We start from the raw sequence: 16,639 nt of genomic DNA on the forward strand, positions 1-16,639 counted from the left end.
CCGTCTCCTTAGTAGACGCGCGCTTTCGGCGCGATCTTCTTCGGATCGATGCCACCCTCTTCAAGGGTGGTCAGCGGATCGAGCACCACCGGACGGTAGTCCAGCTTGACGTTGCCGGCTTCATCGACCCACGAGAGCGTGTGCTTGCGCCAGTTCTCGTCGTCGCGGCCGGCGAACGGACCGTCCTTGTAGTCCTCGCGGGCATGGGCGCCGCGGCTTTCCTTGCGGGCTTCCGCGCCGTAGACCGTGGTGATGGCGTTGGCCATCAGGTTCTCCAGCTCCAGTGTTTCCACCAGATCGGAGTTCCAGATCAGCGAACGGTCGGAGACCTTGAGGTCCTTCATTTCGCCCCAGATCTCGGTCAGACGCTTGCAGCCCTGCTCCAGGCTTTCCTGGGTCCGGAAGACGGCAGCGTCTTCCTGCATGGCGCGCTGCATCTTGTCGCGCAGATCCGCGGTCGGGATGGAACCGGAAGCGTTCCGCAGCTTGTCGAAGCGGTCCATGATCTTTTCACAGGAAGCTTCGCTCGGCGCCGGAACGGCCGATTTCGGATCGACGACCTCACCTGCCTTGATCGCCGCCGCGCGCCCGAACACCACAAGGTCGATCAGCGAGTTGGAGCCGAGACGGTTGGCACCGTGAACCGATGCACAGCCGGCTTCACCGACGGCCATCAGGCCTTCCTGGATGCGGTTCGGGTTATTGCCGTCCGCGTTCAGCACTTCGCCCCAGTAGTTGGTCGGAATGCCGCCCATGTTGTAGTGAACGGTCGGCAGGACCGGGATCGGATCCTTGGTCACATCCACGCCGGCGAAGATGCGGGCGCTTTCGGAAATGCCCGGCAGACGTTCGGCCAGCAGAGCCGGATCGAGGTGATCCAGGTGCAGGAAGATGTGGTCCTTGTCCTTGCCGACGCCGCGGCCTTCGCGGATTTCCATGGTCATGCAGCGCGAGACCACGTCACGGGAGGCAAGGTCCTTGGCCGACGGTGCGTAGCGCTCCATGAAGCGTTCGCCCTCGGAGTTGACCAGATAACCGCCTTCGCCGCGTGCCCCTTCGGTGATCAGGCAGCCGGAGCCGTAGATGCCGGTCGGGTGGAACTGGACGAATTCCATGTCCTGAAGCGGCAGGCCCGCACGGGCCACCATGCCGCCACCATCACCGGTGCAGGTGTGGGCGGAGGTTGCCGAGAAGAAGGCGCGGCCGTAACCGCCGGTCGCCAGAACCACCATCTTGGCGGCAAAACGGTGCATGGTGCCGTCATCGAGGTTCCACGCGATCACGCCCTGGCACACGCCGTCTTCGGACATGATCAGGTCGAGCGCGAAATACTCGATGTAGAATTCGGCATTGTTGCGCAGGGACTGGCCGTACAGCGTGTGCAGGATGGCGTGTCCGGTCCGGTCGGCTGCAGCGCAAGTGCGCTGAACGGGAGGACCTTCGCCGTAGTTCTGCATGTGACCACCGAACGGGCGCTGATAGATGCGGCCGTCTTCGGTCCGAGAGAACGGCACACCATAGTGTTCCAGTTCGTAGACCGCCTTCGGCGCTTCACGGGCCAGGTATTCCATGGCGTCGGTGTCACCGAGCCAGTCGGATCCCTTCACCGTGTCGTACATGTGCCATTCCCAGCAGTCCGGCGTCATGTTCTTGAGCGACGCGGCGATGCCGCCCTGGGCAGCAACGGTGTGGGAGCGGGTCGGAAACACCTTGGTGATGCAGGCCGTTCTCAGGCCCTGCTCGGCCATGCCGAGCGTGGCCCGCAGGCCTGCGCCACCGGCGCCGACGACCACCACATCATAGGTGTGGTCGACAAATTCATAGGTCTTGGCCATTCGGGTCAGCCTCCAAAGCCAATCTTGAGCACTGCGAAGACGCAGCCGAAACCGATAAAGGCGCAGAAGAAGGTGTTCGCCATCAACGTGAGGAACTTGATGCCTTCGCCATGCACATAGTCTTCGATGATCACCTGCATGCCGAGCTTCATGTGATAGACGCCGGAGAGGATAACCAGGAGCAGGATGATCGAAACGAGCGGGTTCTTGAGGGTCTCGACCACGTCGCCGTGGGAGGAGCCCTGCATCGCGATCACCAGGATCACGAAGAACGAGATCAGGAACACGTTGGCGACAGCTGTCAGACGCTGCTTCCAGAAGTGATCGGTGCCTTCCTTGGCAGAGCCAAGGCCGCGTACCTTGTTCAGGGGCGTGCGCATATCTGTCATGACACTCTCCTTAGCGAACCGCGTAGCCGATGATCCAGAGGATCAGCGTGACGGCAACGGACCCGATGATGGTCGCCTTGGCGAGCCACTCGCGCGCTTCCTTGCCGAAGCCCGCACCCATGTCCCAGATGAAGTGGCGCAGGCCGCCGAGCATGTGATGCACAAGCGCCCAGGTGAAGCCGAACAGGATCAGACGGCCGATGATCGAGCCGTAGATGCCGTTGACGAAATCGAAGTAGCTGGGGCCCGCCGCAGCGGCGATCAGCCACCAGGCCAGCAGGACAGTGCCGAAATAGAGCGCCGCGCCAGTGATGCGGTGCAGAATCGACATGACCATCGTCAGAATGGGCTTGTAAATCTGAAGATGGGGCGACAGCGGGCGGTTGCCCCGCAGATCGGCGTTCGACATGGAATTCCTCTCCCGTACGACGCTAGAGCGAAATGCGCTTAAGATGACCCGTTTGAACCTGGTTCCGACCCCGGACGAACCGGCGCAGCCTTCTGGCCAAACGACCCAACCTCAACTCACCTCACCCCAGTTTACGTTTACGCAAACGTAAGCAAATCAAAGCGTTGTCTAGGTGCGTAATAGCGCCAACGCTTCAAAAGGTCAAAATATCCTATAGGCCTAATTGCAAGGAAACTACTTCTATATCGTTTAAATTCATCCGGTGACAGAAAGTGACCTAAACGTGAGCCCCTTCGCCCCCGTGGGGAACGCCGAACACCGACCAGCCGGTTTTGTGAGCAAAATGCTCCATTGCTTCCGTGCCCAGCTTGGAATTGCCGTACTTGTTGAGACCCGGCGACCAGACGGCGATCGACGCCCGACTTGGTGAAATCACGAGAATGCCGCCGCCGACACCACTTTTGCCCGGCATGCCGACACGAAAGGCGAAATCGCCCGAACCGTCGTAATGGCCACAAGTCATCATGAGGGCATTGATCCGCCTCCGGCGCTCGATCGAAACAAGGCCCGGCATCCGGGGCGCATCCACCAGAAAGCGGCCGGCAAGCGCAAGCTGCCGGCAGGACATTTCAATGGCGCATTGATGGCAGTAGGTGCCAAGCACCTTGTCGACGGAAGCCCGCAGGTTGCCGTAGGACGCCAGATAATGGGCAAGCGAGAAATTGCGGTGTCCGGTGGCCAGTTCCGACTTCGCGACCTTCTCGTTCATGTGGATGCTGTCGTCGTCGCAGGCGGCGCGAATAAAGCGCAGCAATTCGCCCAGAGCTTCCCGTGGCGTTGATCCGGCCAGATAGGTATCCGTCGTCACCAGCGCACCGGCATTAATGAACGGATTGCGGGGAATGCCATCTTCCCGCTCCAGAAGCAGGATCGAATCGAAGGAAAGTCCGGAGGGTTCGCGCCCAACCCTGTACCAGAGCTGATCTCCGACCCGGCCGAGCGCCAGAGCAAGGGCAAAAATCTTGGAGACGGACTGGATGGAGAACGGCACATCGGCATTGCCGGCTGTGAATACCCTGCCATCGGCCAGGGCGACGGCTATGCCGAACTGGTTGGGATCGATGCCTGCCAGTTCGGGAATATAGGTCGCGACATTGCCTTTGTCGGGATTGGCCGCAGCGGTTTCCGCGATTTCCGTCAGCAATTCCTGCATGTGCTCCTCCGGTTCGGAGGGGCACTTGGTCAGATTGCCATGGGATATGCAAGTGTCGGGTGACGTGACGCCATCCTGGCAGCCTCAATTGCAGGGTACCGTCTCCCGCCCCGCAAGAGCGAGACAGTCTTCAGGCGCGCGCCACATTCTGCCGCTGCGCTGCCAGCAGCTTGAAAAGATGCAGCATGAAGATGGTCGCAAAGATCGGCGTCACCAGGTTGAGAATCGGCACGGCAAGCAAGCCGGCGATGATGAGACCACCGAGAAAAACGGTTCCGCCCCGCGCCTTGCGGAATGCCTTCGCCTCGGCCGCCGGAAGGAAACGCATGGCGGCGAATTCGAAGAATTCCCGGCCGAGCAGGTAACCGTTCACGATGAAGAAGGCGACCAGATTGACACCGGGCACAAGCAGCAGCACCAGGGCAAACAGGTTGCCCAAAATCACGACGCCGGTGAACTTTATGGTCTGCACGATCGACTGCGACAGCGGCAGTGCGCGGCCCGGCTGGTCGTGCGGATAGTCTTTCTTGTCGACGATATCCGCGATCTCGTCCTGAAAGAGGCCGGCGAAAAGCGCTGAAATAGGCGCAATCAGGAAGCCGAGTACGAAAATTGCGCCAATGCCCGTCAGAACGGATATCGCCGTGTCCATCCAGGCATAAGGCAGCGCGACGAAGGCCGCGATCACGCCCTGCAGGGCGATCCAGATGACAACCAGCACGCCAAGTGTAAAGCCAAGCATCTTCCAGAAAATTGCCCGGAACGGCGGTTCGAACACCTCGGACATGGCACGGGAAGCAGCTTGGAACATGACACCTTCAAATTTCTCGTGAACGACCGCCTCGACATAAGTGCAGCGCCGATCATGTGCAAGCCCGCGGACGATAGCTGCCCGAAAACTAAACTTAATGTTGTGCAAACCAGCTTCTGAAACTAGCATTTGGTAAACGGTTGTTCGTTGCCGGTACTTTACACCCCAGGTTCGGACCGCACGATGCTGCATCTTCATTTTGCCCCCGACACCGACATCACCAAGGGGCTGGCACCCGAAGCCCTGAAAATATTCCAGTTCGAGTGGAACATCTATCACAAGCTGGTGCGTGCCAACGAAATGCACCACAGGGAAATCGGCCAGCTCTTGCGCGACGAGATCGGCAGACGTTTTGACAGGCCTTTCGCTTTTCTGGATCTGGCCTGCGGCGACGCCAGTCTTGCGCAGACGGTGCTTCAGGACAGCAAGGTCGCGACCTACGAGGGCCTCGACCTGTCACGCCCGGCGCTGCAATGCGCCGCCCGGGTGATGAAGGACGTGCCGTATGATGTGGAACTTGCCGAAGAGGACATGGTGGAAGGCATCGTGAGCCGTCCGGCCAGCGCCAACTTCATCTGGTGCGGTTATTCCATCCATCATCTTCAGCGCGCGCAAAAACAGGAAATGCTGTCAGCGGTCTGCAACGCGCTCAAGCCGGGCGGCGTCTTCGTCTGCGCGGAGCCTGTGTGTCTGCCCGGCGAAACACGAGCCGATTACACACACCGCTGGCAGGAAGAACTGCGCCATCGGTTTCGTTCACTAACCGACGCCGAATACGACCACCTCTGGGAACACATCAGCACGCACGACTTTCCCGAAACCCCGGAAGACTGGTTGGCGATGGGCGAGACAGCTGGTTTTACATCGAGACGGGAGATCTTCCGGTTTCCCGGCGATCTGTTTTGCGCAGCGTTTTTGTATGAGAAGTGAGGCTGTCGGTTTCGGCAGTGTGCCAGGTGCCTGGTTTCCAGCGTGTTTCTAGAACCGCGTCCGGGCGCGCAGCGCCTGCGCCAGCGTGCCTTCGTCCAGATAGTCCAGTTCGCCGCCGACGGGCACCCCATGGGCGAGCCGGGTGACATTGACCTCAAGATGAGACAGCTGGTCCATGATGTAGTGGGCCGTTGTCTGCCCTTCGACGGTGGCGTTGATCGCCAGAATGACTTCCGAAAAGCCTTCCGACCCGCAACGGTCGATCAGCGAGGCGAGATTGAGATCCTCCGGGCCGATGCCGTCGAGAGGCGACAGGGTTCCGCCCAGGACGTGATAACGGGCATTGACCGCGCCGGCACGTTCCAGCGCCCACAGATCGGCAACATCCTCGACCACCACCAGAACACTCTGGTCGCGTTTCGGATCTGAACAGATGGTGCAGGGATCGGACGTATCGACAGTGCCACAAGTCGAGCAGATGCCGATTTCCCGAACAGCAATGCCCATGGCGTCCGCCAGCGGCACCAGCAGCTGATCCTTTTTCTTGATCAGATGCAGCGCGGCACGGCGTGCCGAACGCGGGCCAAGACCCGGCAGTTTCGCCAGGAGCTGGATCAGCCGTTCGATTTCCGGTCCTGCCACACTTTTCTGTGCCATGGTTTTCTCTTCAGCGCGCGTTGACGACCACCTGAAAGACCTGCCGCGTCGAACCGGCCGGACCGCTCCCCTGATTTCCAGGAAGCGACCAAGAGGCCGGCTTACGAGGCATGGCGCGAGGCCCTTATGGCCGCCACGCACTTCAGTTGGTATCAGAACGGCAGTTTCATGCCGGCGGGCAGGCCCAGACCACCCATCAGTTCCTGGGTCTTTTCCTGAATTGCCTGCTCGACCTTGGCACGGGCTTCGGTGTGGGCAGCAATCAGCAGATCCTCGAGGATCTCCTTTTCCTCTTCCTTCAGAAGAGACGGATCGATCGACAGCGACTTCAGATCGCTCTTGCCGTTGAGACGTACGGTGACCAGGCCGCCACCGGCCGAGCCTTCGGCCTCGATCTCAACGATCTGCTCCTGCAGCGAGCCCATCTGCTCCTGCATTTGCTTGGCCTGTTTCATCATCTTGAGGAAATCCATGGAACGACTCCTTCCAAACCCTCACATGGCGCGGATTTCCGCGACCTTACCTATCTGGGAACTGCATTTAGAAGAACAAGAAGCGCGGATCAATCGTCTTCGTCATCCCCGAGCGCTTCGCTCAGGAGCGGATCGCTGACCATCGGGTCGGCCAGAGCAGCGTCGTCTTCTTCGGTGACCTGAACCTTCACGTCGACAACACGGGCACCCGGGAACTGCGCCAGCAGGGCAGCAACGGTTGGGTGCGACTTCGCGTCGGACAGGAGTTGCTGCTGGTTGGCTTCTTGCTCCTCGTGGATTGTCGGGCGTCCCTGATTGCGGGAAACCACGACAAACCAGCGCTGTCCGGTCCATTCGGTCAGTTTGCGGCCGAACTCGCCGGCGATATCGGCCGGGGCGTCGTCCGTCGGCTGGATCTCGATCTTGCCGGGTTCGAATTTCACCAGTCGCATGAGGCGCTGGATCTTGACCTTGAACGGAATGTCGCCCTTCTCGGAAGCAAGGGCGGCGCAATCGTAGAGGCTCTTCAGATTATACGCCGGCTGAGCCTGCGGTTCGGGCGCGGCTTGCGGCACTCCCTGAGGCACGGGCCTGCCGCCCTGGATGGCCGAGAGCTGAGGACGGGCGCTTGCCTGCATGGTTGGGCCACCGCCCGAACTGCCGGGCGCGTAGTTCATGCCGACAGCCATGGCGGATGTACCACCGCCACCACCGGCAGGTGCTCCGCCACCACCAGATGGTGCCGCACCGCCAAACGGGTTCTGGCCATTCTTGATCTGCGCCATCAGGTCGCCCGGATCCGGCAGATCGGCGGCATAGGCAAGGCGCACCAACACCATGTCGGCAGCAGCCAGTGGCTTGGACGCGGCCTGAACTTCCTGGACACCCTTCAAGAGGATCTGCCAGGCGCGGGACAGAAGCCGAACGGAAATCTGCTCTGCAAACTCACGGCCGCGCGCCCGTTCAGCTTCGGTCACGGACGCTTCGTCAGCCGATTTCGGCGCAACCTTCATCCGCGTGACAAGATGCGTGAAGTCCGCCAGGTCCGTCAGCACGATGGCCGGATCCGCACCGACCTCATATTGCGCCTGCAGTTCGCCCAGGGCGTCCTCGATCCGGCCGGCCATGATGTGGCCGAAGAGGTCAATCACCCGGGCACGGTCCGCAAGACCCAGCATCTGACGCAGGTCTTCCGCCTCGATGGCGCCGGCGCCATGGGCCATGGCCTGATCGAGCAGGGACAGGGAATCGCGTGCCGACCCCTCCCCCGCACGGGCAATCAGCATCAGGGCTTCGTCGGAAATCTGGATGCCCTCGGCATCGGAGATCCGGCGCAGCAGACCGATCAGCTTGGATTGTTCGATCCGGCGCAGGTCGAAACGCTGGCAGCGCGACAGGACCGTGATCGGCACCTTGCGGATCTCCGTCGTCGCGAAGATGAACTTCACGTGCTCCGGCGGCTCTTCCAGGGTCTTCAGCAGACCGTTGAAGGCTGCGTTCGAAAGCATGTGCACTTCGTCGATGATGTAGACCTTGTAGCGCGCCGTTGCCGGGCGGTAGCGGGCCGCATCGATGATTTCGCGAATGTCGTTGATGCCGGTGTGGGAGGCGGCGTCCATCTCGATGACGTCGACATGGCGGCCTTCCATGATGGCCTTGCAGTGCGTGCCTTCCTGCGTGAGCTTCACCGTCGGCTTGTCGGCAACGCCCGGCACTTCGTAATTGAGGCCGCGGGCGAGGATGCGGGCGGTGGTGGTCTTGCCGACACCGCGCACCCCGGTCAGCATCCAGGCCTGCGCAATCCGCCCGGTTTCAAACGCATTTTCCAGCGTCTGAACCATCGGCTCCTGGCCGACCAGATCCTCAAACGTCTTCGGCCGGTACTTGCGCGCAAGAACGCGGTAAGCGCCATCGTCGGTAGCCGGTTTCACCGCGCCCTGATCCGCCATCAACCCCGGCGTCTGCCCGCCGTCACTTTCGGAAAAGCCTGTCTCGTCCATGAGCCGCACCATAACCATTTTTTCGAAAAGTGGGACGGGCTTTTGAAAGTTTTTGTGCGTCGGACTGCCCCGGGCCGCAATACCTTCAGGGAACCCTTTGCCCAAGCCTCGCATTGAGTAACTGCCGGCCGTTATTTTCAGCCGGTTTTCATCAGGGAGACGATATGTCTGGAAAACTCTCGCACGACCTGTTCAGCCTCTGGTTCCAGGCGCCTGTCGTCATCGCCCTGCGCTGCCAGAACTGGACCGCAAACCTTGCGGCAGGCACGGCCTGGACCAATCCGGAGCTTCATCGGATGATCAGCGAAAAGGCTGCAGCAGCTACGGAAAGCGCGCTTGCCATGAACAGGGCGCTGCTACGTGATGGAATGACATCGTTTCAGCGGCACTGGCTGGGTGGGCAATCAATCGCGGCAAAGGGCACACGGCCCTATGCGAAGCGCGTCCGCGCAAACGCCAAGCGCCTGAGCAGGAAACCGCGGTAGTTACCCGATTTCCTCAGCCCTGATATCTGTCCGGCAACAAAAACCGTTGCCTTGCGCCTTGCGACCCGAGCCGCGCGTCCGAATACCACGTTGCCATCAACGCCCTTGAGCTGAGATCCGGGTTCTTGGCAAGAAATTCGCCGAAGGTTTCATGCGGTGTCTCGGCCATCCGCTCCGACAGGATGCCCAGGAAGGCCAGGGTGATGGTGGTGTTGTACTTCTCCGGCACGCCTGCTCTTGAGGCGAGGCCACGCAAGGCGTTGCCATATCGGCACGCCGCTTCCAGAAACTCGTACTTCTGCAGCATCTGGCAGGCAACGCCGATATGGTCCACATGGCTGAAGCCTTTTGCATCCAGCTGGCCAGCTTCGAAGCGATCGGAAAGCTGCGCGTAATCCCTAAGCTCCGGCATTTGTTTCATCCTTCAGTTTGTGGCTGTCGGCCGCGCTCAGATCGAGGTCGTAAACGCTCTTGAGTTGCCGGATCTTGTCCAGCGTCTCCTTCGAAAACGGCGGCTTGTTCTCAAAAGCATGCAGCGCCATGCCCTCGATCAGGTCGCCAAGACTGATGTCCAGATGTTCGGCGAGCCCTTTCAGGACCTTCAGCAACCGTTTTTCCAGGCGCACACCGGTTTGAACGCGCTCAACTGATTTTTCCATGCTGTTATCATGGTACCAATGTACCATGTAAGTCAACTTGTTGATTTGAGATGCGGAGAGCCCGAGCCCGAAAAACAAAAAAGCACCGCGGAGAACCGGCGGTGCTTTTTGGTAAAGCTGATGCTTTGGATAGGGTGGGAGGCTGGCACGGCGACCCGTGCCGAGGCTCGTTAGGGCTGCTTCCTTCCGGACCTGACCCGGTTGGCGAGTGGCTCGTCCACCACCAACCTCCCGAGGGCCTTATATCAGAAGAAGGATGGGGTTTGGCAAGAGGGCAACACGGTTTTTTGTTCGCCGGGAAATCACACTCCCAAACCCGCCACGAAGCGTGTAGCCTTCGGGAAATTCTGCCCGGAGTGTTTCATGTCATCCTTTGCCCTCAATGCCCGTCTCGAAGGCGACAGTTATTTCGTCAGCGACCTGACGCTGTGCACCGTCCGTCTGCTGAAAGATGCCAACTATCCCTGGCTGCTGCTAATTCCGCGCCAGTCGGACCTCGTCGAGATCATCGATCTGGAAGAGGCCGACCAGATGCAGTTGATGCGAGAAATCGCCCTGGCCAGCCGGGTGCTGCGCGAAGTGACCGACTGCGAGAAGCTGAATGTCGGCGCTCTCGGCAATCAGGTGTCCCAACTGCATGTCCACGTGATCGCCCGTTACCGGGACGATCCGGCCTGGCCCGGGCCGGTCTGGGGAGCGGTTCCGGCGCAGGAGTATTCCCACGACAGGGTGGAAACCCTGATCGAGAAGTTGCGGGATACCCTTGCCGGTGACGACGACTGATTGCCGGACCGGTCCAACATCCTGCCTCGTAGCTGTTTCAATCTGCATTCAGATGTGATCGGCGGCATCGGCAGGAAGCGGTTTCTCCAAGCTGGAAAATGCACTACGTGAAGAACCAGCATCTTTTGACCTCCCGCCCCTTTCTCTTCCAAGGACTTTGACATGAACGCCAACCCCGCCGGTTCCCTGGCCATGGAAATGAGTTTCCTCGGCAACACGCTTGACCGGCAATCGACACGGCGTGGCGATACCGCCTATCTGGCAAGTCTTCTGGAAAAGCCCGATACGCGCATCGTGCTATCGACGGACCGGACATTGGTCTTTGCCGCGGGCGAAAACCTTGCCGCCGGGCATCGTCTGGAGGTCGCCCTTTCGCTCGGGGCCGTGCGGGAGGAGATGATTTTCCTGGGACTGCGCCCGGAAAACGGCGAGGCCCTGTTCGCAACGGCCTTGCCCGCGACAGACGAAGACCTTGCGGATCGCACGGACCTTCAGCTTATCGACTTGCGCACCCTTGCCCTGCAGAACGCATTTGCACCGCAGGACATGGGCGCACTTGCCCAGGCCCGCGCCCTGATCCACTGGCATCGCACGCATCAGTTCTGCTCGCGCTGCGGCGAGAAAAGCCATCTGTCCGAAGCCGGATACCGTCGCGATTGCCCATCCTGCGGCGGCCAGCATTTTCCGCGCACAGACCCCTGTGTGATCATGCTGATTACCGACGAGAGCGGAGACAAGGCCCTGCTGGGTCGCCCGGCCCGGCTTCCTGAGGGCATTTACACCACCCTTGCCGGTTTCATGGAACCGGGCGAAACAATCGAACAGGCCGTGCGGCGCGAAACGCTGGAGGAAAGCGGGATCATTGTTGGCGACGTCCGACTGATCGCCAACCAGCCCTGGCCGTTTCCGGCGAACCTGATGCTCGGCTGTATCGGCAAGGCGACCTCCTTCGACATCGCCATCGAGGACGACGAGCTTGAAGCCTGCAAATGGTGCGACCGGGACGAAGTGCGGCAAATGTTGGCCGATACGCATCCCGAGGGCCACAAGATACCGCCTTCGATTTCCATCGCCTTTGAACTGATCAAGGGCTGGCTCGACGGAACGCTCTGATGACCTGGTGCGCTTACCTGACCCATCCGGAAGTCCTTGTCGATCCGGACGTTCCCGTTCCCGAGTGGGGCCTGTCGGATACGGGCCGGGAGCGTGCGGCGAAAGCCACCGTCCTGCCGTTTGCCAAGGACATCCGACAGGTAATCTCCAGTGCCGAAAAGAAGGCGCTTGATACCGCGCAGGTCTTCTCCGGCCGCCTCCGCGTCTTTCAGCGGTCGCTTCCGTTCCTGCACGAGAATGACCGGAGTGCGACCGGCTTTCTGCCACCTGAAGAGTTCGAGCCGACTGCAGATCTTTTCTTTGCCAATCCCCATCATTCCGTTCGCGGCTGGGAACGTGCGATCGACGCCCAGGACCGGATCGTCAATGGCGTCAAAAGCGCCCTGCGCCACATTCCCGAGGAAGACCCGGTCCTGTTCGTCGGTCATGGCGCCGTCGGCACCTTGCTGATGTGCCATCTGATGGCCGCACCGATTTCCCGCCATCATGACCAGAGACGCGGCGGCAGCTGGTACCGCTTCGAGAAATCCTGGCTGATGAGCCAGGCCGGGCGCAATTTGGCTTGGACAGAACTTTAAGCACGGTCGGACGAAGACCCGGAACATGTTAGGCTGCCCAGACCTGTCGTGATCCGGGAGCCCGATGTGATCTGCCGTTTGCCGAAGCTTGTTCTTGCGACCCTGAGCTGCCTCGCCGTTACTTTGCTGCCCGCCAACGCGGGCCAATATGATGCCCAATTCCGGCAGTTCCTGTCTTCGGAAGTTGCTCCGGCGGCGCGCCAGCAAGGCATCTCCCAGGCAACTCTCGACCGGGAACTGAAAGGTCTGACACCCGACACCTCCCTGCCGGGGCTGGTCGGGCCGGGCGGCAAGGGCACGCCGCCCAAGATCAACTTTCAGGCCGAGTTCGGTTCCCCAAGCCGCTACTTCCGGGACAGCCAATTCAACGCCCTTGTGCCGCGCGGGCGATCGCTGATGCAGAAACACGCGGCCGTGCTGTCGCGGATCGAAGCGAAATACGGTGTGCCCAGCCGGATCATCCTGGCAATCTGGGCAAGGGAATCGGGCTATGGCGGGGCCAAGATCCCCTATGACGCGATCCGCGTACTGGCGACGCAGGCCTTCATGGGCCAGAGGCCGGACTTCTTCAAAGGCGAATTGATCGCCGGATTGAAGATCCTGCAAAATGGCGACGTATCCAGGCAGGGCATGAAAAGCTCCTGGGGAGGCGCCATGGGTCAACCGCAGTTCCTGCCGTCTTCCTTCTGGAAGTATGCGGTCGATTTCGACGGTGACGGCAAGCGCAACATCTGGACCTCCGACATCGACACGATGGCCTCCATTGCCCATTATCTCTCGGCACATGGCTGGGTAGCTGACCGCGACTGGGGATATGAAGTCCATCTTCCCGACAACGTCTCATGTACACGGGAAGGTCCGGACAACCGCCAGAAGATTTCCGACTTCGTGCGTGAAGGCGTCAAGCGCGTCAGCGGCAAGCCTTTTCCGGCCAACGAGGTCAACCGGCCGGGCAACATCCTGCTGCCTGCCGGCCGCTACGGCCCAGCCTTCATTGCCACGGAAAACTTCTACGTAATCAAGGACTACAACGAGAGCGACACCTATGCGCTCTTCGTCGGTCACCTGGCGGACAGGTATGGCAACAACAACGGTTTTGTCGGCGACTGGAAACCGACGAAGGAAACAACCAGAGGCGCGGTGCGAAACCTTCAGCAGAGGCTTGAGGGACTGGGGCATGACGTTGGCGGCGCCGATGGCCTGATCGGCTTCAAGACCCGTCGATCCATCGGCAAGGACCAGGAGAAGAACGGCTTCTTCGCGACTTGCTGGGTCGGCTAGAACACACCCTGGCCGCTCTCCTGGGTTGTGTTTCAAGGTGCCCGCAAAACTGCTGTTTCCAGGTAGAAGTCTCCCGTGACCAAGCGCCGCGGGATGCCCGTTTCAACAAACAGTTGATTTTGGGCGTGCAGTGCGGAAGACTGTATCCACATCCTTCCTTACTGCTTCTCCGGTGCCTTCATGCGGCTCCCCAAGATCGTTACCACATTGCAGGATTATTCCCTGCCGCTCTTCCGTGCCGACCTCGTCGCCGGGATCACAGTTGCCATGGTTGCCCTGCCGCTCAGCCTGGCGATCGCCATTGCTTCGGGGGCCGATCCTGCGAAAGGGCTGGTAACGGCGATTGTCGGCGGGTTCTTCATCTCGCTTCTCGGCGGCAGCCGGGTGCAGATTGGCGGGCCGACCGGCGCTTTCATCGTGGTGGTTTACGGCGTCATTGCCGATCACGGGTACGACGGGCTGGTGCTGGCAACCTTCATGGCGGGCATACTGCTATTGATCGGCGGGTATTTCCGGATCGGCAGACTGATCCGCTATGTGCCGGAAGCCGTGGTCAACGGGTTCACCATCGGCATCGCGATCATCATCGCCTCCAGCCAGATCAAGGATTTCTTCGGCCTTCAGATCTCCGAGGTACCGGCGGACTTTCTGGAAAAACTTCCGGTTCTCTGGGAGGCACGTGACACCGCCTCGCTGGCCGCCAGCGGACTTGCCCTGGTCACGCTGGTAATGATCGTCACCCTGCGCCGGATGGCTCCGGCCTTTCCGGGGCTGATCGTTGCCGTGTCACTGGCCTCGCTGGCTGTCGTTCTGGCCACCCTGCCGGTAGAGACCATAGCCTCGCGCTTCGGTGCCCTGCCCAACACGCTGCCACTTCCGGCGCTGCCGAGCGTCACTGTCGAGCGGGTCGTGGAGCTGTTTCCCTCCGCCATCGTGATCGCGTTCCTTGCCGGTGTGGAATCACTTCTGTCCGCGATGGTGGCCGACAGGATGATCGAAGGAAGCCACCGCCCCAACGCCGAGATGCTGGCACAGGGAACCGCCAATATCGCGTCTGCCCTTTTCGGCGGCCTTCCAGCCACCGGTGCCATTGCCCGCACGGCCACAAACGTCCGTGCCGGTGGCAAGACGCCGGTATCCGGGCTGGTGCATGCGCTTGCCATCTTGCTGATCATGCTGGTTGCGGCTCCACTGGCCGGATACCTTGCATTGCCCGCCATGGCGGCCTTGCTGGTTCTCACAGCCTGGAGCATGAGCGAACCGCACAAGTGGAAATCCTATCTGAGCGCCCCGATGGCCGACCGCATGTTGCTGTTGACCACGCTGATCCTGACGGTCCTGATCGATCTGACCGTTGCCATCGGCGTGGGCGTTTCAATCGGTCTTGCCCTCAGGCTGCGCGAACGCAAGAAGCAGCCGGACGACTGGTCGATGCCGGAACGCTGACACGCCCGGTCACCGACTGCAGGACATTCAAAACACAAGGTTTTCAGCTGGAATTTCCAGTTTCCCCTTTGGTCGCGACCAGCCAAAGGCCTGATGCCGTGTGCGCGACATATATTTTTTGCTTTTATTTTTTATTGTTTTACGATAATTAATCGCTGCAACTTAAATTGGAGCCACTCCACATGTCTGTTTTGTCGTCTTGCGGCGCGGACCTTCGGGTACGCGCGAGAACCCTTCTTATTGCTCTTTTTCTGATGGCCTTTGGCACCGCATCGTCCTTTGCGGACCCACTCGACGGGTTCAATCCCGCCACAACCGACCCTGACCTCTTCCGGCTCGCGGTCCGTCACCCGGACAGAATGAAGGTTCCGGATGGAGCCGCAAAGGTTCATGTTGTCCTGTCCGACAAGGAAACCGGGCGCGTTGTCCAGGAAAAGCGGATCGAGCTGCAAAGGACCACAACCGGCGAACAGGCAGCTGAAGTGCGTGCAGAGGCACCGGAAAACGTGGTGACTGTGTACCGGATCCCGGCAAGACAGGTGGCTGAACTGCGGGCACTGCAGGCCAAGTATCTGGCCATGCCCCAGTCTCGTCAGCAAACGATTGGCGGATCCCTGTCGATCGACGTCACCGGCTGCAAGCTCGATGCGGCCGACACCGGCGAAATGCTGATTTCGACTTATCTCAAGACATCGGAACTGGAGACCTTCGTGGCTCTGGCGGAGAATTTCGACCTGCGAAACACGCAGGCTTCAAGCCGCAACGACCTCGAGAACTCGATCCCGCCCTGTTCATGACCGGGGACCCGGGCAAGGTCACCTCAGACCTTGCCCGCCCCTGCCACGGACAATCACCCCTACCTGTCTTCGGATCGAAACGCACTTCCCATGTCGAACCCTTTTTCAAGCCGCTCGCGGCTTGCGGTTATGCTTTTCCTGCCCCTGTTTCTGTTGACTGCCTGCAGTCATGTTCCAGTTGCCACCATGGTCAAACTGGCAAACTTCGACCTTCTGAAAACCAACCCGGCAGGCCTGCGGGTTGCAGTCAGATATCCGGCCAGCATCCGCATCCCGAAAGGCGGAGCACGCATGATGCTGACGGTGAAGGACAAGAAGACCGGCAAACTGGTTATGGAGGAGAAACTTGCTTTCGTCCGCGTATCGTCCAAAGCCGAGCGGGCGGAGCTGAGCGCCGAACTGCAGGAAGGCCGGCGGATTGCGATCTACCGGCTACCGGACGACAGGATCCCCGCCTTCAAGGCCTTTCAGGCGTACCTTCTGACAATGGACAAGGAGGAACGGGACAAGATCGAAGGCAATATGGAAGTCGGCGTCGACGGCTGCCTTGCTTTCGAGCACCGGCCCGCGCGTATCCTCGTCAGCACCTATCTGAAAGCGGATGAGCTGGGCGGCTACATACCACTGCTGCGCGATGTCGATCTTGAGGAACAGATGGCTGACGGCAAGAACGGCGTCGATGGTGGCCTGCCGCGCTGTACGGACGCCCGCGCCGCTACTGAAGAATAACGGCTCAAGCGAGTGCACTGTCCGTCCTTCGAGATCGGCAAACGGCACACC

General features: G+C 60.4%; 19 protein-coding genes and 1 other RNA gene. 9 read left to right on the forward strand and 11 right to left on the reverse strand.

All coding sequences use genetic code 11. The features are described 5' to 3' along the window. Positions 1-8 precede the first annotated feature (8 nt). From sdhA to ACP90_RS25745, 5 genes are all read right to left on the reverse strand, one after another. Positions 9-1,835: a succinate dehydrogenase flavoprotein subunit gene (gene sdhA, locus ACP90_RS25725; RefSeq protein WP_055657173.1), complete on the reverse strand. Its 1,827-nt coding sequence runs from the start codon at positions 1,833-1,835 to the stop codon at positions 9-11. A gap of 5 nt (positions 1,836-1,840) precedes the next feature. Continuing rightward, positions 1,841-2,224 carry a succinate dehydrogenase, hydrophobic membrane anchor protein gene (gene sdhD, locus ACP90_RS25730; protein ID WP_022999038.1) on the reverse strand — a complete coding sequence of 128 codons (384 nt, stop codon included), beginning with the start codon at positions 2,222-2,224 and terminating at the stop codon, positions 1,841-1,843. Positions 2,225-2,234: 10 nt separating this feature from the next. Then, positions 2,235-2,633: a succinate dehydrogenase, cytochrome b556 subunit gene (gene sdhC / locus ACP90_RS25735; protein WP_055657171.1), complete on the reverse strand. Its 399-nt coding sequence runs from the start codon at positions 2,631-2,633 to the stop codon at positions 2,235-2,237. 277 nt (positions 2,634-2,910) lie between these two features. After that, complete coding sequence (locus tag ACP90_RS25740; RefSeq protein ID WP_062490835.1) at positions 2,911-3,846, reverse strand: glutaminase; 936 nt, start codon at positions 3,844-3,846, stop codon at positions 2,911-2,913. 130 nt (positions 3,847-3,976) lie between these two features. After that, the gene (locus ACP90_RS25745; RefSeq protein ID WP_022999041.1) at positions 3,977-4,657 is read right to left on the reverse strand and encodes a sulfate transporter family protein; all 681 of its coding nucleotides are present in this window, start codon (positions 4,655-4,657) and stop codon (positions 3,977-3,979) included. Positions 4,658-4,840: 183 nt separating this feature from the next. On the opposite strand from ACP90_RS25745, the gene ACP90_RS25750 reads away from it, so the two are divergent. After that, the gene (locus ACP90_RS25750) at positions 4,841-5,587 is read left to right on the forward strand and encodes a class I SAM-dependent methyltransferase (RefSeq protein ID WP_062490836.1); all 747 of its coding nucleotides are present in this window, start codon (positions 4,841-4,843) and stop codon (positions 5,585-5,587) included. A gap of 48 nt (positions 5,588-5,635) precedes the next feature. Here the strand turns inward: ACP90_RS25750 and recR are convergent, their stop codons facing one another. The 3 genes from recR to ACP90_RS25765 form a co-directional block, all read right to left on the reverse strand. Next, positions 5,636-6,244, reverse strand: a complete 609-nt coding sequence (gene recR, locus ACP90_RS25755) for a recombination mediator RecR (protein WP_022999043.1) — start codon at positions 6,242-6,244, stop codon at positions 5,636-5,638. Between the two features lie 152 nt (positions 6,245-6,396). Continuing rightward, positions 6,397-6,717 (reverse strand): YbaB/EbfC family nucleoid-associated protein, encoded by a 321-nt coding sequence (locus tag ACP90_RS25760; RefSeq protein ID WP_006935456.1) that lies wholly within the window; start codon positions 6,715-6,717, stop codon positions 6,397-6,399. 89 nt (positions 6,718-6,806) lie between these two features. Next, positions 6,807-8,666, reverse strand: a complete 1,860-nt coding sequence (locus ACP90_RS25765; protein ID WP_208993634.1) for a DNA polymerase III subunit gamma/tau — start codon at positions 8,664-8,666, stop codon at positions 6,807-6,809. 215 nt (positions 8,667-8,881) lie between these two features. Here ACP90_RS25765 and ACP90_RS25770 point away from each other — a divergent pair, with 215 nt between their 5' ends. Then, the gene (locus ACP90_RS25770) at positions 8,882-9,202 is read left to right on the forward strand and encodes a hypothetical protein (RefSeq protein ID WP_062490839.1); all 321 of its coding nucleotides are present in this window, start codon (positions 8,882-8,884) and stop codon (positions 9,200-9,202) included. Between the two features lie 13 nt (positions 9,203-9,215). On the opposite strand, the gene ACP90_RS25775 is transcribed toward ACP90_RS25770, so the two are convergent. The 3 genes from ACP90_RS25775 to ffs form a co-directional block, all read right to left on the reverse strand. Beyond that, entirely contained in the window at positions 9,216-9,614 is a 399-nt protein-coding gene (locus ACP90_RS25775) for a hypothetical protein (protein ID WP_062490840.1), read from the reverse strand. Then, complete coding sequence (locus ACP90_RS25780) at positions 9,601-9,861, reverse strand: hypothetical protein (protein WP_022999047.1); 261 nt, start codon at positions 9,859-9,861, stop codon at positions 9,601-9,603. Before ACP90_RS25780 ends, ACP90_RS25775 begins: the two co-directional genes overlap by 14 nt. 134 nt (positions 9,862-9,995) lie before the next feature. Beyond that, an RNA gene (ffs, locus tag ACP90_RS25785) (signal recognition particle sRNA small type) lies at positions 9,996-10,093 on the reverse strand. Positions 10,094-10,224: 131 nt separating this feature from the next. On the opposite strand from ffs, the gene ACP90_RS25790 reads away from it, so the two are divergent. From ACP90_RS25790 to ACP90_RS25820, 7 genes are all read left to right on the forward strand, one after another. Further along, positions 10,225-10,644: an HIT family protein gene (locus tag ACP90_RS25790; protein ID WP_022999048.1), complete on the forward strand. Its 420-nt coding sequence runs from the start codon at positions 10,225-10,227 to the stop codon at positions 10,642-10,644. A gap of 162 nt (positions 10,645-10,806) precedes the next feature. Further along, positions 10,807-11,757: an NAD(+) diphosphatase gene (gene nudC / locus ACP90_RS25795; RefSeq protein WP_062490841.1), complete on the forward strand. Its 951-nt coding sequence runs from the start codon at positions 10,807-10,809 to the stop codon at positions 11,755-11,757. Further along, the gene (locus ACP90_RS25800) at positions 11,757-12,335 is read left to right on the forward strand and encodes a histidine phosphatase family protein (protein ID WP_062490842.1); all 579 of its coding nucleotides are present in this window, start codon (positions 11,757-11,759) and stop codon (positions 12,333-12,335) included. Before nudC ends, ACP90_RS25800 begins: the two co-directional genes overlap by 1 nt. A gap of 66 nt (positions 12,336-12,401) precedes the next feature. Beyond that, positions 12,402-13,616 (forward strand): lytic murein transglycosylase, encoded by a 1,215-nt coding sequence (locus tag ACP90_RS25805; RefSeq protein WP_062492004.1) that lies wholly within the window; start codon positions 12,402-12,404, stop codon positions 13,614-13,616. A gap of 180 nt (positions 13,617-13,796) precedes the next feature. After that, positions 13,797-15,062, forward strand: a complete 1,266-nt coding sequence (locus ACP90_RS25810; RefSeq protein ID WP_022999052.1) for a SulP family inorganic anion transporter — start codon at positions 13,797-13,799, stop codon at positions 15,060-15,062. Positions 15,063-15,244: 182 nt separating this feature from the next. Next, positions 15,245-15,859 (forward strand): hypothetical protein, encoded by a 615-nt coding sequence (locus ACP90_RS25815; RefSeq protein ID WP_145915846.1) that lies wholly within the window; start codon positions 15,245-15,247, stop codon positions 15,857-15,859. Positions 15,860-15,949: 90 nt separating this feature from the next. After that, positions 15,950-16,588 carry a hypothetical protein gene (locus tag ACP90_RS25820; protein ID WP_145915847.1) on the forward strand — a complete coding sequence of 213 codons (639 nt, stop codon included), beginning with the start codon at positions 15,950-15,952 and terminating at the stop codon, positions 16,586-16,588. Positions 16,589-16,639 lie beyond the last annotated feature (51 nt).

The sequence above is a fragment of the Labrenzia sp. CP4 genome (genome assembly GCF_001579905.1).
GTDB lineage: Bacteria > Pseudomonadota > Alphaproteobacteria > Rhizobiales > Stappiaceae > Roseibium > Roseibium algicola.